Origin of the sequence: Pseudomonas sp. KCJK9016 (genome assembly GCF_046231795.1) — a bacterium.
GTDB classification, from domain to species: Bacteria; Pseudomonadota; Gammaproteobacteria; order Pseudomonadales; family Pseudomonadaceae; genus Aquipseudomonas; species Aquipseudomonas bananamidigenes.
This window is the reverse complement of record NZ_JBJJMM010000027.1, coordinates 1-18,119: the sequence shown is the minus strand read 5'-3', so window position 1 is coordinate 18,119 and position 18,119 is coordinate 1. Positions and strand designations below refer to the sequence as shown.

At 60.8% G+C, this 18,119-nt stretch carries 15 protein-coding genes; 8 read left to right on the top strand and 7 right to left on the bottom strand.

Features of this window, described 5'->3' with window-relative positions; genetic code table 11:
• Window positions 1-129: 129 nt before the first annotated feature.
• Window positions 130-1,443 carry an MFS transporter gene (locus ACK6BI_RS22570; RefSeq protein WP_409318794.1) on the bottom strand — a complete coding sequence of 438 codons (1,314 nt, stop codon included), beginning with the start codon at window positions 1,441-1,443 and terminating at the stop codon, window positions 130-132.
• 199 nt (window positions 1,444-1,642) lie between these two features.
• Between ACK6BI_RS22570 and ACK6BI_RS22565 the strand changes: the two genes are divergently transcribed.
• From ACK6BI_RS22565 to ACK6BI_RS22550, 4 genes are all read left to right on the top strand, one after another.
• Window positions 1,643-3,061 (top strand): short-chain fatty acid transporter, encoded by a 1,419-nt coding sequence (locus ACK6BI_RS22565; protein ID WP_065261181.1) that lies wholly within the window; start codon window positions 1,643-1,645, stop codon window positions 3,059-3,061.
• Window positions 3,062-3,217: 156 nt separating this feature from the next.
• The gene (acpA, locus tag ACK6BI_RS22560; RefSeq protein WP_409318793.1) at window positions 3,218-4,918 is read left to right on the top strand and encodes an acid phosphatase; all 1,701 of its coding nucleotides are present in this window, start codon (window positions 3,218-3,220) and stop codon (window positions 4,916-4,918) included.
• Between the two features lie 119 nt (window positions 4,919-5,037).
• Entirely contained in the window at window positions 5,038-6,210 is a 1,173-nt protein-coding gene (locus ACK6BI_RS22555; protein WP_409318792.1) for a hypothetical protein, read from the top strand.
• Between the two features lie 179 nt (window positions 6,211-6,389).
• Window positions 6,390-6,914, top strand: coding sequence for an SET domain-containing protein-lysine N-methyltransferase (locus ACK6BI_RS22550; RefSeq protein WP_409318791.1), 525 nt, complete (start codon window positions 6,390-6,392; stop codon window positions 6,912-6,914).
• Window positions 6,915-6,922: 8 nt separating this feature from the next.
• On the opposite strand, the gene can is transcribed toward ACK6BI_RS22550, so the two are convergent.
• Window positions 6,923-7,567: a carbonate dehydratase gene (can, locus tag ACK6BI_RS22545; RefSeq protein WP_065261176.1), complete on the bottom strand. Its 645-nt coding sequence runs from the start codon at window positions 7,565-7,567 to the stop codon at window positions 6,923-6,925.
• A 141-nt stretch (window positions 7,568-7,708) separates the two neighbouring features.
• Between can and ACK6BI_RS22540 the strand changes: the two genes are divergently transcribed.
• Window positions 7,709-8,113, top strand: a complete 405-nt coding sequence (locus tag ACK6BI_RS22540; protein WP_065261175.1) for a serine kinase/phosphatase — start codon at window positions 7,709-7,711, stop codon at window positions 8,111-8,113.
• 46 nt (window positions 8,114-8,159) lie between these two features.
• Here ACK6BI_RS22540 and rimI read toward each other — a convergent pair whose 3' ends face one another.
• The gene (gene rimI, locus ACK6BI_RS22535; RefSeq protein ID WP_065261174.1) at window positions 8,160-8,612 is read right to left on the bottom strand and encodes a ribosomal protein S18-alanine N-acetyltransferase; all 453 of its coding nucleotides are present in this window, start codon (window positions 8,610-8,612) and stop codon (window positions 8,160-8,162) included.
• A complete protein-coding gene (locus tag ACK6BI_RS22530; RefSeq protein ID WP_409318850.1) occupies window positions 8,605-9,357 on the bottom strand; it encodes an energy transducer TonB in 753 nt (250 codons plus the stop codon). Before ACK6BI_RS22530 ends, rimI begins: the two co-directional genes overlap by 8 nt.
• A 232-nt stretch (window positions 9,358-9,589) precedes the next feature.
• Between ACK6BI_RS22530 and mksB the strand changes: the two genes are divergently transcribed.
• From mksB to mksF, 3 genes are read left to right on the top strand one after another with little or no spacing between them, the layout of a single operon-like run.
• On the top strand, window positions 9,590-10,870 hold the full coding sequence (mksB, locus tag ACK6BI_RS22525) for an Mks condensin complex protein MksB (protein WP_176704497.1): 1,281 nt from the start codon (window positions 9,590-9,592) through the stop codon (window positions 10,868-10,870).
• Window positions 10,860-11,561 carry an Mks condensin complex protein MksE gene (gene mksE, locus ACK6BI_RS22520; RefSeq protein ID WP_409318790.1) on the top strand — a complete coding sequence of 234 codons (702 nt, stop codon included), beginning with the start codon at window positions 10,860-10,862 and terminating at the stop codon, window positions 11,559-11,561. The genes mksB and mksE overlap by 11 nt, the downstream gene beginning before the upstream one ends.
• A complete protein-coding gene (gene mksF / locus ACK6BI_RS22515; RefSeq protein ID WP_409318789.1) occupies window positions 11,558-14,398 on the top strand; it encodes an Mks condensin complex protein MksF in 2,841 nt (946 codons plus the stop codon). Before mksE ends, mksF begins: the two co-directional genes overlap by 4 nt.
• A gap of 67 nt (window positions 14,399-14,465) precedes the next feature.
• Here the strand turns inward: mksF and ACK6BI_RS22510 are convergent, their stop codons facing one another.
• Genes ACK6BI_RS22510 through ACK6BI_RS22500 form a run of 3 tightly spaced genes read right to left on the bottom strand, consistent with a single transcriptional unit; the run spans window position 14,466 to window position 18,031 of the window.
• Window positions 14,466-16,769 (bottom strand): MlaD family protein, encoded by a 2,304-nt coding sequence (locus ACK6BI_RS22510; RefSeq protein WP_409318788.1) that lies wholly within the window; start codon window positions 16,767-16,769, stop codon window positions 14,466-14,468.
• Window positions 16,762-17,385: a paraquat-inducible protein A gene (locus tag ACK6BI_RS22505; RefSeq protein ID WP_409318787.1), complete on the bottom strand. Its 624-nt coding sequence runs from the start codon at window positions 17,383-17,385 to the stop codon at window positions 16,762-16,764. Before ACK6BI_RS22505 ends, ACK6BI_RS22510 begins: the two co-directional genes overlap by 8 nt.
• On the bottom strand, window positions 17,372-18,031 hold the full coding sequence (locus ACK6BI_RS22500; RefSeq protein ID WP_409318786.1) for a paraquat-inducible protein A: 660 nt from the start codon (window positions 18,029-18,031) through the stop codon (window positions 17,372-17,374). The genes ACK6BI_RS22505 and ACK6BI_RS22500 overlap by 14 nt, the downstream gene beginning before the upstream one ends.
• Between the last annotated feature and the right edge of the window lie 88 nt (window positions 18,032-18,119).

Here is an 18,119-nt window from a genome sequence, read left to right as displayed (position 1 = left end):
GTTTGTTGAACATGGGAAAGCACCGATGGACTGGATGGAAAGCGGGTTACAGCCTAACCATCGGCCTTGGAAATCTTTTCTGAAGTGCGTTCGGGCCTTGTCCTACAAAAATAATTGCGCCTCGAAAAATCAGGCGGTTCCAGCCACCCGACAATGCCCTGCACGCGGCATCCGCGAGCCGAAATATGCCGCACTGGCAATGCCCACGGCCCCCATCACCGTGCAGAACATCACGCAGATCCACGGGCTCCACGGCATCAGACCGATCAGCAGCAACGGTGTGACACTGGCCCACGCGGCGTATGCGATGTTGTAGGTGAAGGAAATGCCCGACACGCGAATCCGTGCCGGAAACAGGCTGACCATGACGGATGGCACCGCACCGACCACTCCACAGCCCAATCCGGCGATGGCGTAGGCGAGACCGACCCAATCCCCGCCGCTGATCAGACAGCTGTAAAGCACGCCGATCCCCAACGGCAGCAGCAGGCTATACAGCATCACCGTGCGCCAGGCGCCGATGCGGTCCACCAGGTGCCCCGCAACCACGCAGCCGATGTTCAGGAAAACGATACCCAGCGCACTCAGGGCAAAGGTATGGCCGGCGGTCATGCCGAAGGTTTTTTGCATCATGGTCGGGGTGATGACCACAAACACCACCACCGCGGAAGTCAACACACAGGTCAGGATCATGGCCGGCAGCATCGCCAGGCGATGCTCGCGCAACACCGTGCGCAACGGCAGTTCGACCCTGGCCTGACGCTGCGCTTCCATGGCCATGAACACCGGAGTCTCGCTCAGCCAGCGCCGCAGCCACACCCCGATCACACCGAATACGCCACCCAGCAGGAACGGATAGCGCCACGCGTAATCGAGCACTTCGGCAGGCGTGAAAACCTGCGCCAGAGCAGTCGCGGTCAGCGCGCCTATCAGGTAACCGAAGGTCAGCCCGGCCTGGAGAAAGCCCAACGCATAACCGCGATGCCCGACCGGCGCGTGCTCGGCCACGAACACCCAAGCGCTCGGCACTTCACCGCCAACCGCCGCACCTTGCAGGATGCGCAGTGCCAGCAGCAACAGCGGTGCGAAATAGCCGATCTGCGCGTAGGTCGGCATGATCCCGATCAGCAGGCACGGCAGCGCCATCATCAGGATGCTCAGGCTGAAGACCTTCTTGCGCCCCAGGCGGTCGGCAAAATGCGCCATCAGGATTCCGCCCAGCGGCCGCGCCAGATAACCGGTGACAAAAATCCCGAAGCTTTGCAGCAGGCGCAGCCACTCGGGCATTTCCGGCGGGAAAAACAGCTGGCTGAGTGTCAGGGCGAAGAATACGAAAATGATGAAATCGTAGATCTCCAGCGCCCCGCCCAGGGCCGCAAGGCCAAGGGTCTTGTAGTCGGAACGGCTGAACGGCGCCGGTCGGACAGTGGAATGGGCAGTCATGGCAAAGCACTCTGGCAGGCAAAAAACCAAGGCGCCCATGGTCTACGCAAATGCCTCGATGGACAACCCGTTAGACCAAAGTCTGATTCAGTGAAACACGGTCACAAAAATCCGCCGGTTGATTTACTGTTGGCACCTGTCCAGACGGGCTGGCCAAGCCCCGAAGACCACAATAAACATAAAAATCCGAGGTACTCCCGTGGCCGTTGATATCGAAGATAGCCGCTCTGCGCGCTTTGCCTTGCGCTGCTCCAGTTTTGCCGAACGCTGGTTTCCCGACTCCTGGGTGTTCGCCGCGCTCGCCGTGATCATCGTGGCCTTGGCCACCCTGGCCATGGGCGCCAGACCCACCGATGCCGCCATGGCCTTCGGTGACGGCTTCTGGAGCCTGATCCCCTTCACCATGCAAATGGCCTTCGTGGTAATCGGCGGTTATGTCGTCGCCAGTTCACCGCCCGCCGTAAAGCTGATCGATCGTCTGGCGCGAATCCCGAAGAACGGCCGCTCTGCCGTGGCCTGGGTCGCGCTGATTTCGATGGTCGCATCGTTGCTCAACTGGGGCCTGTCGCTGGTGTTCGGCGGCTTGCTGGTGCGCGCCCTCGCCCGCCGCAGCGATCTGAAAATGGATTACCGCGCCGCCGGAGCCGCGGCTTATCTGGGTCTTGGCGCCGTGTGGGCACTGGGTCTGTCGTCGTCCGCCGCACAATTGCAGGCCAACCCCGCCAGCCTGCCACCGTCGATCCTGTCGATCACTGGCGTGATTCCGTTCACCCAGACGATTTTCCTCTGGCAGTCCGGGGTGATGTTGCTGGCACTGGTGGTGATCTCGATCATCATCGCCTACGCCACTGCGCCCGGCCCGAATTCGGCGCGCGACGCCCAGGCCTGCGGCATCGACCCGGCGTTCAACCTGCCGCCGCTGCAACCGCGCACCCGCCCGGGCGAATGGTTGGAGCACAGTCCGCTGCTGATCATCGTGCTGGTGCTGCTGGCGGCCGGATGGCTGTTCCACGAGTTCTCGACCAAACCGGCGATCACCGCGATTTCCGGGCTCAACACCTACAACTTCCTGTTCATCATGCTCGGTGCACTGCTGCACTGGCGTCCGCGCAGTTTCCTCGATGCGGTGGCGCGAGCGGTGCCGACCACCACCGGCGTGCTGATCCAGTTCCCGCTGTACGGCTCGATCGCGGCGCTGATGACCACGGTCAAGGGCACTGACGCCCAGACTCTGGCTCACCACATCTCGACGTTTTTCGTCAGCATCGCGTCCCACGACACCTATGCGCTGCTGATGGGGGTGTACTCGGCGATTCTCGGTTTCTTCATTCCGTCCGGGGGCGGCAAGTGGATCATCGAGGCGCCGTACGTGATGCAAGTGGCTACCGACCTGAAATACCACCTGGGCTGGGCCGTGCAGATCTACAACGCCGCCGAGGCGCTGCCAAACCTGATCAACCCGTTTTACATGCTGCCGCTGCTGGGCGTGCTGGGATTGAAGGCGCGGGACCTGATCGGCTTCTCCTTCGTGCAACTGCTGGTGCACACACCGCTGGTACTGCTGTTGCTGTGGGCGTTGGGGACGACGCTGGCGTATACGCCGCCGGTGATGCCGTGACGCGGAGTCATGCTAAGGCGTAATTCTCTTGAGGGGGCTAGCGTATTGGCTCCCTCATTTGTTTCTGCGACCTGAAAATGTCACCCAACCGTCACATTCCCTTGCTAGCGTCCGCCAGAAACATACTGAAACAATTAAGCATAAACGGACTTGTACATGAACGACGACACACACGGCAAAGATCCCTCCTCGCCAGAATCCGACAACCCCACCGACACCAGCCGCCGCCGTTTTCTCGGCGGTGTCGCCGTGTTGGGTGTGGGCGCCACACTGGCCGGGTGCGGGAATGCCGGTGGTCAGCCGGGTAAACCCGAGGAGCGTCCGCTTTCGCCTGCCGAGCTGGACAAGGCTCTGCGCGAACAGGTGAAGACCGTCGTGGTGATTTACGCCGAAAACCGGAGTTTCAATAACTTGTTCGGTGATTTCCCCGGAGTCGAGAAGCCGTTGTCGGCACTCAAGCCCGAGGAATACCAACAACGCGACCGCGACGGCAGTCTGCTGCAGACCCTGCCGCCGGCCTGGGGCGGTGTGTTGCAGATCGGCCCGCAGACACTCGATGGCGTGACCTATCCCAACGCCGTGCAGTTTCAGGAAAACCTGCCGAACGCACCTTTCGCTCTGAAAGGCCCGAATGCCGAGGACCTGCCGTTGGGCCTGGTCACTCGAGATCTGTGGCATGTGTTCTATCAGAATCAGATGCAGATCAACGGCGGCAAGAACGACGGTTTCGTCGCCTGGGCCGACTCCGGCGGCCTGACCATGGGGCACTATGCCCAGAGCCGCTATTCCCTGCGCCTGTGGGACGTGGCTCGAGAGTTCGTGCTGTGCGACAACTTCTTCCAGGGTGCATTCGGCGGTTCGTTTCTCAACCATCAATACCTGATCAGCGCCACCGCGCCGTTCTACCCGAACGTCGCCAACTCGGTCGCCAGAAGCCAGATCGCCGCGCTGCAAAGCGATGACCCGGCCGACCCGCGCCTCAAGCCTCTGGAACAATCGCCGGCCAGCGCCATGACGGGTCCGCCACAGTTCGGCCCGAGCGCGCTGACCCCGGACGGTTACGGGGTCAACACCCTCGCCCCGCCCTATTGGCCGACGTGGATCCGCGACCCGGAACGCCCGGCCTATTCCAAGGCCGATCTGCCGAACGTCCTGGTGCCCCAGACCCACGAACACATCGGTGACAAACTGTCGAAGAAGAACATCGACTGGGCGTGGTATGCCGGTGCCTGGCAGGCGACGCTGGATCAGTTCAAGGATTCCGGCGGGATTCCGAAAATCCCCAACTTCCAGTATCACCATCAGCCGTTCAATTACTTCCAGCAGCAAGGCCCGGAGCATCCAGAAGAGCGCAGCAAGCGTCTGCGCGACGCCGGTCTGGGTGATGAGTCCAGTACCAACAAATTCTTCGCCGATGCCGAAGCCGGCAAACTGCCTGCCGTGACGTTCTACAAGCCTCAGGGCAACCTGAACATGCATGCCGGTTACGCCGACGTGGCCTCCGGAGATCGGCACATCGTCCGCGCGTTGAAAGTGCTGCGGGAAAGTCCACAGTGGAAAAACATGGTGGTCATCGTGACCGTCGATGAAAACGGCGGCTGGTGGGACCACGTCGCGCCGCCCAAGGGCGACCGCTGGGGGCCGGGGTCACGGGTGCCGGCGCTGGTCGTGTCACCGTTTGCCCGCAAGGGCACGGTGGATCACACGGTCTATGACACCGCCTCGATCCTGCGTCTGATTACCCGGGTTTTCCAGCTGGAGACATTGGCAGGTATCAAACAGCGCGACGATGCGATGATCGGCCGGGGCCAGAAACCCATGGGGGACTTGACCAACGCCCTGCGTTTCAAGGTCTGAGGACGAGCCCGGCGACCCGGCTCAAAAAACCGTGGCTGACGGCTTCTCGCCATCACGCGGCTGATCCAATATGTGACGCACCCGAACAACGGGGAACCCACGCTGAAAAGGATCTGAGCATGTTCAAACTCGCAGGACTCACCCTTGCTGCGCTCACGTTGAGCGCAGCCGCCCACGCCGATGTCGACCTGAAACTGGGCAGCACCGAACGCGTCACCCGCCTCTTCGCTTATCCCAACAATTGCAGCGTGATCTGCTTTCGCAACTGGACGCTTGAGCAGACCGTCGCCCACTATCTGAGCCAGAGCGTGCAGCGCGATGGCTACACCGGCGCCAAGGTGCTGGTAAAGAATGACAACGATCAGATCCATGTCGAGATCAGCGGCGTGCCAAAAGGCTACGATAAACCGCTGACCGCGCTGCTGGATGCCGGCGACCTGGCCTATACCGGCGCCAGCAAACTCAACGCCGATGGCAAATGGGCGTACAGCTGGTATCTGTTCCTGCCGCTGGGCATGGCGCTGGAAAACCGTAAAAGCGTCGAACTGCTGCACTTCCCGCCGGATTACTCACTGACCCAGGCTCAGGACTACCTGCGCTCCAACACCACCGATCGCTGGGCCGCGCTGTTGACCGACAACGGTATCCCGGCCGACCAGACGCCGGCCTATCAGACCATCGTCGACATCGCGCCAATCGCCGCGCCTGCCAGCGCCGGCAGCGATCTCGAGGGCGTCTACGGCTACTTCAAGGACTACCAGACCACCATGGTCAAACAGGTCAGCGTCAGCGCCAGCGGTGCTACCCTGCCGATGGTGGCCTTCGGTGCACCGGTGCGTAACTGGATCAAACAGCAATACGGACCGACCGTGAACGTGCTCGGCCTGGCAACCATCACCCCGAGCACCGGTGTTAACGTGCCGGTACTGGGCTCCAACCACCCGAGCTACATCTGGTACGCCGCCGATCCCAAGAGCTATACCGGCGACGATGCCCAGGCCAAGGCCGATGCGGCCGGTTTGAAGGTGATGGGCCAGGACCTGAGCGCCGCCTGCTGGCAGGCGGGGATGGGCAGCAAACCGGGCACCGATCCGAAAAGCCTGCTGAACGGCTGCACCCAGACCTGGCAGGTGACACAGAAGGTCAAGACGTGTGAGTTGTTCTACACCTCGATCCGCAACCTGACCGCCGAACAGGCCGCTGCCAAGTGCGCCACCCCGCCGATCAAGGCCCAGTTGCAACAGCTTCAGAGTCCGTTGCCGGACACCGCAGAGCCTGCTCCGCATATTTGATGTGCAATACCGTCTCCCCGTGTCAGCCTTGGCTGACGCGGGGAAGCGTCTTTAACGCCTGTCAGATATGACAGTAGATCTGCTATCTCATATAAGTGAACATTGGATCCAATGTGTTGCAGGGGGTCGAAAGGAGTTCGCCCCGCTGATGTAGCAGCACCCGGCTGACAGGGAACGTTATGAATACGCACGCGCTTTACCCGCGTTCATCGCGCAATACCGAGGGGATCTACCCATTCATGGCGCTTCCCGTGCGCCTCGGATTCCCTGCGCATGCCGACTTCGAAGTGATTCACGACGACAGAGGGAAACCTTGCGCAATCGTCGCACGCCGGGAATTCCTGCGTATCACCCGCATGTGCAGGATCTCGGGCCAGTTGTTGCCCTACCGCGGCCGTCAGACCCGGCAATTGCAGGCCGGCATCCATATTTACGATCCACGTTTCTGCGGGTTGCTCGAACACTCCTGCGACCCGAACGTGTTCATCGACATGACCGAATTGTGGCTGTGGGCCCTGCGGGACATTCAGCCGGGCGAGCGACTGACCATGGATTTCACCGCCACCGAAGACAAACTGCTCAAGCAGTTCGCCTGCGGTTGCGGATCAGCTCATTGTCGCGGCTGGATCACCGGTTACGACGAACCGCCCAGCATTGAAGGCCAGCACTATTTAAAGAACTGGCTCCGCCAGGGCGTGCGCTGACTGGCGGTTTACGGTGCGCCGACCGGGCGCAAGCGGTACTGCGGCGGCAATTGCTCAAAACCGCTGATGGTCGTGTTCAGGCTTTTCCAGCGACCGTCCTTGATCCCGTAAATGCAGCCATGGACCGACAGGCTCTGCCCGCGATGCCAGGCATTCTGGATGATGCTGGTGTGGGCGACGTTGGCCACTTGCTGGATAACGTTAAGCTCGCACAGTCGGTCGACCTGCTCTTCTTCGGTCGGCAGTCTGGCGAGTTCTTCTCGTTTTTCGTAATACAGATCACGGATCGACCGCAGCCAGCCATCGATCAGGCCGAACTGGCGATCCTGCATCGACGCACGCACGCCACCGCAACCGTAGTGCCCGGTGACCAGAATGTGTTTGACCTTGAGCACATCCACGGCGTACTGGATCACCGACAGACAGTTGAGGTCGGTGTGCAGCACCACGTTGGCCACATTGCGGTGCACGAACAGATCGCCCGGCAGCATGCCCACAATTTCATTGGCCGGAACCCGCGCATCGGAGCAGCCGATCCACAGGTATTCAGGCGTCTGTTGACGGGCCAGCTTGGCGAAGAAATCCGGGTCTTCCTTGGTGATTGCGTCAGCCCAACGCTCGTTGTTATCAATCAGGTCTTGTAAGTCATGCATGCTGTAAGGCCTCAAGAAAGATGCGCTGGTTTGACAGACGACCGTCCGTCGGGGTCACGGAAGGACCGCAAGTGATTTCGTTGGAATTCTCGGGAGCCCGGTGAGTCCACCTCAGTAAGGCCCACAGTATGAGGATTTGCCATGACTGATTCACGACGCCCCTTCGACGCGGTACAACCGGAGCCCATCGATGACAACGAAGACCGCATGGGGTCGGTGCATGAGCTGGATTTCGACGACGAACAACCCAGCGCGAAGATCGGCGATGAACTGCCGGATCGCGAGCGCGAACGACGCATCCCCCGTGAACGGGTGCGTGAAGCCGGCATGACCGGCGCCTCGGTGGCAGATCACGAGCCGACCGACGATGACTTGAGTCCGGAAACTCTGATCCGCGAAGACGGCGCGCGCGATGCGGATGAGCCGGGGGCGGGCAATCAGGCGGATTGGGACTTGAGCATTGTCGATGAGGAAAACATTGGCGGCGCAGATGGCCTGGATGAAGCGGAACTGGCGCGGCGCGATCCGATTGACGGCAAACGCTGAAGGATTCCTTCGAAGCTGCCTCAAGTGAAGCAGCTTCTATCGGCGGTCACTCAACCAGGGTACAGGCCATGACCACCGCATCTTCACGTCCACCCACCGCCGGGTAGTAATCGCGGCGACGGCCGATTTCATTGAAACCGTAGCGCTCGTACAAGCGAAACGCCGATGCGTTGCTGTCGCGCACTTCCAGGAAACATTCGCGGGCATCCGCGGCATAGGCACGGGACATCAGGAACTGGAGCAAAGTCAGCCCGAGGCCTCGTCCCTGGTTTTCCGGTTTGACCGTAATGTTCAGCAGGTGTGCCTCATCCAGAATGATCTGCACCACGCCGTGGCCGACCTGCTGCTCGCCTTCGAACATCAGCCAGATCTGGTATTTGCCCAGCCCGTCGAGAAAAATCCCGCGAGTCCAGGGATGGCTGTAGGCCGCGTATTCGATTTTCAGCACAGCGTCCAGATCGGCTTCGACCATCGGACGGAAGGTTACAGCATCACTCATTCGCTTCTTTCCAGCGCGCCATCAGCCGACGCATGGCTTGCCACACCGCGGCTTTGCGCTGTGGCTCTTCCATCAACAATTCCAGTCCCGGCAAGGCCCAGGCCAGGCCAAGACCTTCGATCTGCCATTCACTGTTGAACGCCTCGGCGTCCTTCTCACCGGCAAAGCGCACCGCCGGCAGACCGATCAACCAGAGGCAGGCACACGGTGACGTCTCCATTTGCACCGAAAGGAAACCCTGAACGAAATCCCGGGCCGCCTCAGGCCCCTGATCCATGGTGCCGCGCACCAGCAGTGGCCAACGCACCGGATCGCCGACGATCTGCGGCGCATCCGGCAGACCGGCGGCCCGCAGCATGTCCTTGAGCAGCAGATAGGCAGGATCCCGGCTCTGGAACGATTCGCCGGTGGGCAATTCCACCAGCAACAGACAACGACCGGCGCGCAGCAATTGCAGGGCGAAACGCGGTGGCGGCACCGGCGCTGGACGTGCGACCACCGGCACTTCTTCGGCTTCGTCCACCGGCTTGGCGGCAGGGCGGCCGCTGGCCGGTGTCGGTCGCGGGACCTCGATCTTCGGCCGCTCGACCACGCGCGCGACCGGCTGCGCTGGCGCGACGGCTTCGTGCGCCGGCGCCACGGGCAGCAAAACCTCGGGCTCCGGTTCCGCAAGCTCCAGGAGCTCGGGCCGCGATGGTGCGGCGAAGGGCAATTCGGTGCGCGGCAGCCAGTTGACCACCTGCATGGCGTTCAAATAGGCGCGGCGGCGGGACTCGATTAGCAAGGGTCGGCCACTTGTGGATAACTGAAGTGCGCTGATTCTACCGCCCTTCGCTCAAGATCGCTTGCGCTTGATCGATAGTCTTGACCACCGCTCTTCACCTCATAAAAAGCGACAGCCCGTCCCGAGAGTGAATCGCATCGCCCGTGATGCAGTACAATCGCGGCTTTTAATCGCCAACCAGCCGGCCATTCCGATGATCGAACCCAAGCGCGTCTTGCGCGCCCTCGCTGAACACTGGGCACTTCTGGAGCCACTGTGCGAGCACTTCGACCAGGGCACCCTGAGCCTCAACGAACTGCGCACGCAACTGGCCGCCCAACAACTGGAAAGCACACCGCAGGACATCACCAGCCTGCTCGACGTGTGGATTCGCCTCGACATTCTGGTGCCCGTGGCGAAAAGCCCGAACCGTTTCGAACTCAATGCGCAAATCCACGACTTCCTCGCCTATCTGCGCCGGGAGCACCGGCTGGGCCTGTGTCTGGAGATCGAGGCCTACCTGCGTCACCTCGAGCGTCTGGCCGGTTATATCCAGGATGCGTTCGACGTCCGCGACGGCAATGATCTGGCACGCCAGTTGCGCCTGCTCGACATGCGCGTGCGCGACGTCCTGAAGAAGCTCGACAACGACGAGCAGGCACTGGTGGCGGTGGCCGAACGAGCCAAGACCAGCGACCGGCAGATCCCCCTGCGCCAGCGCTATGCCGAAGTACTGGCGACCTGGGACGAATACGTCGAACCCATGATCGACCTGGTGAACGCCGACGGCGCCTTCGAACAAGGCGTGCGCAAGGTCGAAACCGTGCTGTTGAAAATGCTCAGCGAACAGCAGCGCCTCGGCCATCTGGTCGATGACGACATGCTGCTGCGCACCCACGCGCGCATCCTCGAAATGCAGACCAGCGCCCAGTTGACCCTGCGTCACGCCCGGGAACTGCTGCTGCCGCTGCGTGAGGAAGCGCGTCGGCACAACGCCGTCACCCGTGGCGCGGCCCTCGCTCTGGCAGCGATCCGCCGCAAAGGCATCGACGCCGTGCCGCAAGCCGCGATGCCGCTGTTCACCCGCCCGCAAAGCACCTTCCTCGGCAGCGCCAGTCAGGTTGAAGCCTACGTCTACGCTCTGGCCCGATTCGAGCCGAAACCGGCACGCTTCCCCAAGGCGCACAAATCGCAAAAGACCGGCGATGCTCCACGCGCGCCGCGCACCGTTCGGGAAATGGTCGACCGCTGCGAAGAGTCCCTGCCGATGCCGGATCTGATGACCTGGCTGCTGGAGCAGGAACCGGACGGCGCCACCGACGAATTGCTTTACTGGTTCTCGCGCCTGTCGCGGGAAAAACGCTTCAAGCGCGAGCGTCTGGAACGCCGCGAATACCACACTCACGAGCACCGGGTCAGCCTGCGCTCCTTCGCCCTGCTCTCGGCCCGCGACCCTGCCGCCGAGGATTCTGCGAGCACTCCACATGCATCTTGATCTTTCCGAACTGTCTCAACTCGCGCCGATCTTCCGCGAGCTGTTCAAGGGTTACCACGTCAGCCGTCGCGACCCCGAACTGTACGCGCAACTGTCCAACTTCCAGGACCAGTACCGCACACTGTTCAAGGCCCTGGGTTTCGAACTGGTCTGCGACACCCGTGGTTTCTATTACTTCGTACCGGAGATGGCCGCAGCCGCGGTGAACAAGACTGCCCAGCGTCTGGCACTGTTCACCTTCATCCTGGTGGAGCACCTGGCCGACCAGGGCCGCGATCCGATTGCGGTGCTGGACGGCGGTAGCCTTGGCCGCGACGAATTGCCTTCGCTGCTGGAAAAATACCGCGACCTGTTCATCCAGGCCGAAGTGCAGACCGTTGATGAGCTGGAAGAAAAAATCATGCGCCGCATGACCCAGCTCGGTTTCGCCGGGGAAGAAAACGGCGTGTACCGTTTCCTTCCGCCGATGCACCGTTTCCTCGACGTGTGCCTGTCGGTGCAGCAGGACCGTGATCTGGCGGCCAGCGTCCACAGCGTTCTGCCGTTGCCTGCGCCGGTGCTGATCGACGAAGAAGCCGAAGCCCGACTGCTGGAAACCGACGATCCGCTCGATTTATCGGAATTTGAAGAAGAAAGCGAAGAAGAGGCACTGGCCCGCGCCATTGCCGAAGAACAGGAGTCCGATGCATGAGCCAGGAACGCTACGGCATCCGCCGCTTTGCCCTTTTGAACACGGCCGGCTACAGCCTCGGTCTGTTCCCGCTGGAAGAGCCGCTGTCGGTCTACGGCGCGAACAACCTCGGCAAATCCGCCTCGATCAACGCCTTGCAGTTCCCGATCCTGGCGCGCATGTCGGACATGAGTTTCGGCAAATACAGCCTGGAACAGTCCCGGCGCTTCTACTTTGCTTCCGACACCAGTTACATCCTCGTCGAAGTGAATCTGCCCCATGGCCCACATGTGATCGGCGTAGTCGGTCGTGGCCCGGGCGGCGGTTTCGGCCACCAGTTCTTCGCCTATGCCGGCCAGCTCGATCTGGCGCATTACCAGAAAAACGATACCTGCCTGCGTCAGAAAGAACTCTTCAGCAACCTTGAGAAGGAAGGCCTGAAGGCTTACGAGCTCAAGCCGGATGAACTGCGGCGTCTGCTGGTCGGCGGCCATACGTCGATCCCGCTGGACCTGACGCTGATCCCGCTGCGCTCCACCAGCGAGCAGAGCCTGAAGACCTTCCGAGCCCTCTTCATCAACCTGCTGCACATGCGCGAAATCACTGCGGCCAAGCTCAAGCAGCTGTTCCTCGATGCCTTCGAACACAGCCTGCGTTCCGGCAGCGTCGATTACATCGCCGCGTGCGAAGAAGCCTTCCGCGATGTGCGTCGCATGGAACAGGACTACAACTCGCTGGTGGCCGCCGGTCCGCTGGTCGAAGCCTTGGCCAACGGGGTGAAACATCGCGACGTGCTGCGCGGCAAGCTGCATCGTCTGTCGCCACTGCTCGACTCGCTGCTCGGCACCTGGTCAGACTACGCCACGGCGCGCAAGGAAGAGCTGACGATTCAGGCCGAACACTACCGCCGCGAGCAGGACGATCTGCAAAATGATCAGCGCGGCAGCACCCAGGAACTGATGCGACTGGAACGGGAAATCTCCGGCATTCAGCGCTGGCTCGGCGAGTTGTCGGTGCTGAAGAACCGCTTTGCCCTGATCGATGACGTGAAGGTGCTGGAGCAGCAACTGCTCGCCGCCAAGGACGCTCACGATGAACTGGCCGGTGCGCTGGCGCAGTCCCGTCAGTTCAGTGCCGAGGATCTCGAAGAGCGACTTCGCGATCTGGAAAAACGCCTGAAGTCGGTGAAGCAGCAACTCGATCACGCCGACAACAACAGCTACGCCCGCCTGCGCGAGGAGTTTTCGCAACAGGACGTCGAGCGTCTGATGCGTCTGTTCAACAGCGCGCTGTTCAGCCTGCCGCTGGGTGAGCACGGCATCACCCTCGACGAGGATGGCGAATGGGTCAAATCGGTCGAACTGATCCTCGACGGCTTCAAGGGCGAGCGTTTCGAAGTGCCGGGCCTGTCGATCGACATCTCGCACATCGAGCCGCCGGCCCTGCAAGCGCTGGCTGACCGTGCCGCGTTGCGCGATCAGAAAGAGCGTCTGGAAAAAGAACTCAAGCAACTCAAGACCCAGCAAGCCGTGGCCGCCGACCGCGCCGCGAGCAAGACCCAGACCGAAGCACTGTACCAGCAGGTGCTGGACGCGCAGAAAGCCCTGGAAGACTTCCGTCGTACCCAGACCCTGAGCGCCGAAGAAGGCGACAAGCTCGAGCAACTGGCGCAGATGGAAGCGGCGCAGGACGAACTCAAGCGCTCCAGCGATGCGTTCACCGAGCGCGTCCAGCAGCTGTCGGCCAAGCTGCAGCTGGTCGGCCGGCAGATCGCCGACATGGAAGCCAAACAACGCACCCTCGACGATGCCTTGCGTCGCCGCCAGTTGTTGCCGGCAGACCTGCCGTTCGGTACGCCGTTCATGGATCCGGTCGACGACTCCATGGACAACCTGCTGCCGCTGCTCAATGACTATCAGGACAGCTGGCAAGGCCTGCTGCGTGCCGATGGCCAGATCGAAGCGCTGTACGCGCAGGTACGCCTCAAGGGCGTGGCCAAGTTCGACAGTGAAGACGACATGGAGCGTCGCCTGTCGCTGCTGATCAACGCTTACGCGCACCGCACCGACGAAGCACTGACCCTGGGCAAGGCCCGTCGTGCGGCGGTCACCGATATCGCCCGGACTCTGCGCAACATCCGCAGCGATTACGACAGCCTCGAACACCAACTGGCGCTGTTCAACCGCGAGATCAACAAGCGTCAGGTGTCCAACCTGCAGAGTTTCCGCATTGTTCTGGCACCAAACAAGGAAGCGCTCAAGCACATCGACCAGATCATCCACAGCGCCGGTCAGTACAAAGAAGGCGAAACCCTGTCGGTGTTCGACTTGAGCCAGAGTGCAGAACAGGACAACAAGAACGAAGAGGCCAAGGAATACCTGGCACGGCTGGTGGCGGCAAACCACAACCAGCTCGGTCTCAAGGACCTGTTCGAACTGGCGTTCGAGATCACCAAGGTCAACGGCCAGCCGGTGATTCACACCGATATCGATGGCGCGGCGTCCAACGGCACCACGATGACCATCAAGGCGCTGACCAACATGTACTTGTTGCTGCACTTGATGGACCGCGATCTCGCCGGTCGTGTACGTCTGCCGTACTACCTCGATGAGGCAGCCGACATCGACGAGAGAAACCAGGCCGCTTTGCTGGAAACCAGCCTGCAGCTGGGCTTCGTGCCGATTCTGGCGAGCGTGAAGCCGCAGGTCTGCGCCAGTGTCGCCATCGACCTGGAAGGCGGAAGCGGTCCGGCCGGCATCTACATTGACGAGGCGGACTGGAAGTACATCCGCCGTCATGATGTGGTGAAGGCCACCCTCAATGTCGAAGCGGACGAGCCGGAGCTGGATGAGGTTTGATGCGTAACTGACGGGCACAAAAAAGGGCCGCGATCCATGGAATCGCGGCCCTTTTCATTGGGCGGGATTATTTGCCGAGGGGGATTTTCGGCGCCCAGGTCAGCCACTCGTCTTCGAACTTGTCGAACAGCGGGAAGGTCTGTTCCGCCCGAGCCGGGTTGCCCATCCGCTCGCCATCCGGTGTGGCGAAGGCGATACCGCCCTGAATCGCGGTTTCAAGCGACTCGGTGCGTACGGTCAGACCATTGAACAGGCCGATGTCGAAGCCGACACCGCTGGTGTTCCAGAAGCGGCTGCCACTGCGAACCAGCGGCGCGTATTTCGGCTCGATCAGGATGTGCACCAGAACGCGATCCGCTGTCTGGCCCAGTTCGTAGCCGGTGACTTTGCCCACCGTGATTTCGCGATAGGTTACCGGCACACCGGGTTTCAGCGAGCCGCGACGGGCAGCACTCAATACCAGACTGAGGCCGGCCTCTTGTTTGCTCACTTCCGGCGGATTGGCCAAGGCCACGAAGTTCTTCTGCGGGCCGAGGCTCTTCGCTGCCGGCTGAACTTCGATGTACTGCCCCGTGACGAGGGTTTCCAGATTCGAGGTCTTGATCAGCCCCAGTTCCGGCTTGACCACCCAGAACTGGCTGCCGACCCGGGCAATCTTCTCCGGCACTTCAGTAATGCGTGCAGTGAGGATCACCGATTGCAGGTCATCGGTCAGGTCGACGCTTTCGATCTTGCCGACATCCAGTCCCTTGAAGCGAACCGGCGTGCCGCTGCGCAGGCCATCGGCGCGGTCCACCTTGATAGTCACCACCTCACCTTTCTGATTGGCCTCGTCATGGTTGGCGAACAGACGGAAACGCGGAATGCGCTTTTGCAACGGTGCCTTGGCTTGCGGCGTCTCGAAGGCGATACCGCCGGCCATCAGGGTCTGCAAGGACTCGCTCTTGACCTGAATGCCCCCCGTCAGACCGCCGGTCAGCGTGATGCCGCTGACATTCCAGAAACGAGTCGAGGCGTTGACCAGGTTTTCGTATTCCTTCTCGATGTGGACGCCGATTACCAATTGCTTCCGGGTCTTGGAGAACTGATAACTCTGTACCGAGCCGACCTTGACCTGTTTGTAGAGAATCGGACTGCCGACCTCGATCGAACCGAGGCTGTCGGTGAACAGCACCAGGTGCAGGCCCGGCGCCTTCAGATCCAGCGGCGGCGCTTTTGGCCGGGCCTCGAACTCACGTTGTGGCGCTCCGCCCTTGTCGCCCGGTCGCACGGCGATGTAGTTACCTTTTACCAATGCTTCCAGACCGGTGATGCCAGCCAGGGAAATCGAAGGTTTGACCACCCAGAATTGCGTGCCGGTGACCAGATATTCTTCGGCCAATGGATCGAGGGTCAGTTCGGCGGTGGCGCTGGACAGATCCGGATCGATCTTCAGGGCTTTGAGGTTACCGACCTGAATACCCTTGTACATCACCGGAGTACGTCCGGCCTGCAGACCTTCGAAATCGCTGAGTTTGACCTTCACACGGATACCGGCTGCGGCCGCATCGAAATCTTCGTAAAGGCGAAACGGCAGGCTCGGATCGGTGGGCGGGCTATCCTTGCGGTTCTCTGGCGTGGCGAAGGCGATACCACCCGCGACGATGCTGGCCAGGGACTCGCTGCGTACCTTCACCCCGGTCAGGTTGGCGTCGATGCTGATGCCGCTGGCGTTCCAGAATCGCGTATGTTTGCGTACCAGTTTGGCGTAGGTCGGCTCGATGAACACCTTGAGCTCGACGGTGCTCTGATCTTCCGACAGTACGTAACTCTTGATCTGGCCGACCTGGATCTGTTTGTAGAACACCGGGCTGCCACGGTTCAGCGAACCGAGGCGGTCAGCCTTGATTGTCAGGTGCAGGCCGGGCTTGGAGTCCGACAATGGCGGCTCTTCGGCCAGGGCCTTGAACTTGCGGGTCGGTTCGCCTTCGCCCGGGCTGATCGCGACATAGTTACCCGACACCAAGGTTTCCAGGCCGGTAATACCGGCCAGGGTTACGCTCGGTTTGACCAGCCAGAAGCGGGTACTGGTCTTCAGGTATTGATCGACGTCCTTGTTCATCTCGATGGTGGCAATCACGCCTTTGGTGCCGCCCTCGTCGTCGAGCTTGAGGGATTTTACCTTGCCGACCGACATGCCCTTGTAGACCACTTCGGTCTTGTTGGCCTGAATGCCTTCACCACTTTCGAAGCGCACCTGAATTTCAATGCCGGTTTCGTTATAGGCACGCCATCCCAGCCAGCCACCGATGATCAAGGCGATCAACGGCAGTACCCAAATGGCAGACCAGTTCGAGGCCGGTCGGGTTTTCGCTACAGGCAAATCAGTCATGGTCGGCGTCCGACTCCGTGTTATCCCAAATCAGTCGGGGATCGAAAGTGACAGCGGCAAGCATCGTCAGAATCACCACAGTGGCGAAGGCGATGGCGCCAAGATTGGCTTCGACACTGGCAAGCCGGCCGAAGTTGACGACCGCCACCAGAATGGCGATCACGAAAATATCCAGCATCGACCAGCGGCCGATGAATTCGATGAAACGGTACATCCAGATCCTCTGGCGGGCGGATAACGGCTGGCGGCGTTGCACCGAAAACAGCAGCAACGCGATACCCACCAGTTTGAAGGTCGGCACCAGGATACTGGCGATGAATACAACGGCGGCAATCGGGATCATGCCGTGCTGCACCAGTTGTATGACACCGGACATGATCGTGCTCGGATCCCCCTGCCCCAGCGAGCTGACCGTCATGATCGGCAAAACGTTGGCCGGGATATAGACGATGGCAGCCGTAATCAATAGCGCCCAAGTGCGGGCCAGACTGTTTGGGCGGCGGGCATGGACCAATGCACCACAACGGGTGCAGGTTTGCTCATGGCTGTCCGGGTTCTGTCTGTTCAATTCGTGGCATTCGGTGCAAATCAGAATGCCCGCATCAATCGCCCGCATGGGCATCTTCTCCTGATAACGCCTGCCAGATCTGGTGCGGGGACATCACCACTTCCAGCCAGACCTGAACCAACAACAAACCGATGAAACACGCCAGACCGAGACCGATGGTGATGGTTGCCATGTCTGCCAGTTTGACAATCGCCACCAGAACGCCCATCAGGTAGACCTCTAGCATGCCCCAGTCTCTGAGGTGATGATAAATGCGGTAGAGCAACAGGCCGTAGCTACGACCGACGTTGAAACGAATCGTCAGCAACACGCTCAACTGACACAGCAGTTTCAGCAGTGGAATCAGCATGCTGCACAGAAATACGACGACTGAAATACCACGCATATCGGTATTGAACAGGCCGATAACACCGCTCCATACAGTGTCCTGCGACGATTGCCCGAGAACATTGAGCTGCATGATGGGTAAAAAGTTCGCCGGCACGTAGAGCAACAGTGCCGTAATGACCAGGGCAAGACTGCGCTGCACCACGTTATGGCGATGGGCATACAGTTCATAGCCGCAACGTGGGCAGAGGGCTTTTTCGCCGTGAGCAAGCTTGGGCTTGCGCATCAGCAGATCGCACTCATGGCAGGCCACCAAGTCATCCAGCGGTAAATCTGACAGCCCGGGGGTGTCAACCGAATCTGACATAAGGGCTCAGGCTCCGAAAAAGATGGGGGCTATTCTAGTGTTCTGATTCGAAAATAACTGTGCAAATTTGTTCGATGTCGCGGACAAA

Excerpts from the sequence above, each read along its gene's own strand:
- ACK6BI_RS22570 (WP_409318794.1), bottom strand. The coding sequence starts at position 1,443 with ATGACTGCCCATTCCACTGTCCGACCGGCGCCGTTCAGCCGTTCCGAC.
- acpA (WP_409318793.1), top strand. The coding sequence starts at position 3,218 with ATGAACGACGACACACACGGCAAAGATCCCTCCTCGCCAGAATCCGAC.
- ACK6BI_RS22555 (WP_409318792.1), top strand. The coding sequence starts at position 5,038 with ATGTTCAAACTCGCAGGACTCACCCTTGCTGCGCTCACGTTGAGCGCA.
- ACK6BI_RS22550 (WP_409318791.1), top strand. The coding sequence starts at position 6,390 with ATGAATACGCACGCGCTTTACCCGCGTTCATCGCGCAATACCGAGGGG.
- can (WP_065261176.1), bottom strand. The coding sequence starts at position 7,567 with ATGCATGACTTACAAGACCTGATTGATAACAACGAGCGTTGGGCTGAC.
- ACK6BI_RS22540 (WP_065261175.1), top strand. The coding sequence starts at position 7,709 with ATGACTGATTCACGACGCCCCTTCGACGCGGTACAACCGGAGCCCATC.
- rimI (WP_065261174.1), bottom strand. The coding sequence starts at position 8,612 with ATGAGTGATGCTGTAACCTTCCGTCCGATGGTCGAAGCCGATCTGGAC.
- ACK6BI_RS22530 (WP_409318850.1), bottom strand. The coding sequence starts at position 9,357 with ATGCAGGTGGTCAACTGGCTGCCGCGCACCGAATTGCCCTTCGCCGCA.
- mksB (WP_176704497.1), top strand. The coding sequence starts at position 9,590 with ATGATCGAACCCAAGCGCGTCTTGCGCGCCCTCGCTGAACACTGGGCA.
- mksE (WP_409318790.1), top strand. The coding sequence starts at position 10,860 with ATGCATCTTGATCTTTCCGAACTGTCTCAACTCGCGCCGATCTTCCGC.
- mksF (WP_409318789.1), top strand. The coding sequence starts at position 11,558 with ATGAGCCAGGAACGCTACGGCATCCGCCGCTTTGCCCTTTTGAACACG.
- ACK6BI_RS22510 (WP_409318788.1), bottom strand. The coding sequence starts at position 16,769 with ATGACTGATTTGCCTGTAGCGAAAACCCGACCGGCCTCGAACTGGTCT.
- ACK6BI_RS22505 (WP_409318787.1), bottom strand. The coding sequence starts at position 17,385 with ATGCGGGCGATTGATGCGGGCATTCTGATTTGCACCGAATGCCACGAA.
- ACK6BI_RS22500 (WP_409318786.1), bottom strand. The coding sequence starts at position 18,031 with ATGTCAGATTCGGTTGACACCCCCGGGCTGTCAGATTTACCGCTGGAT.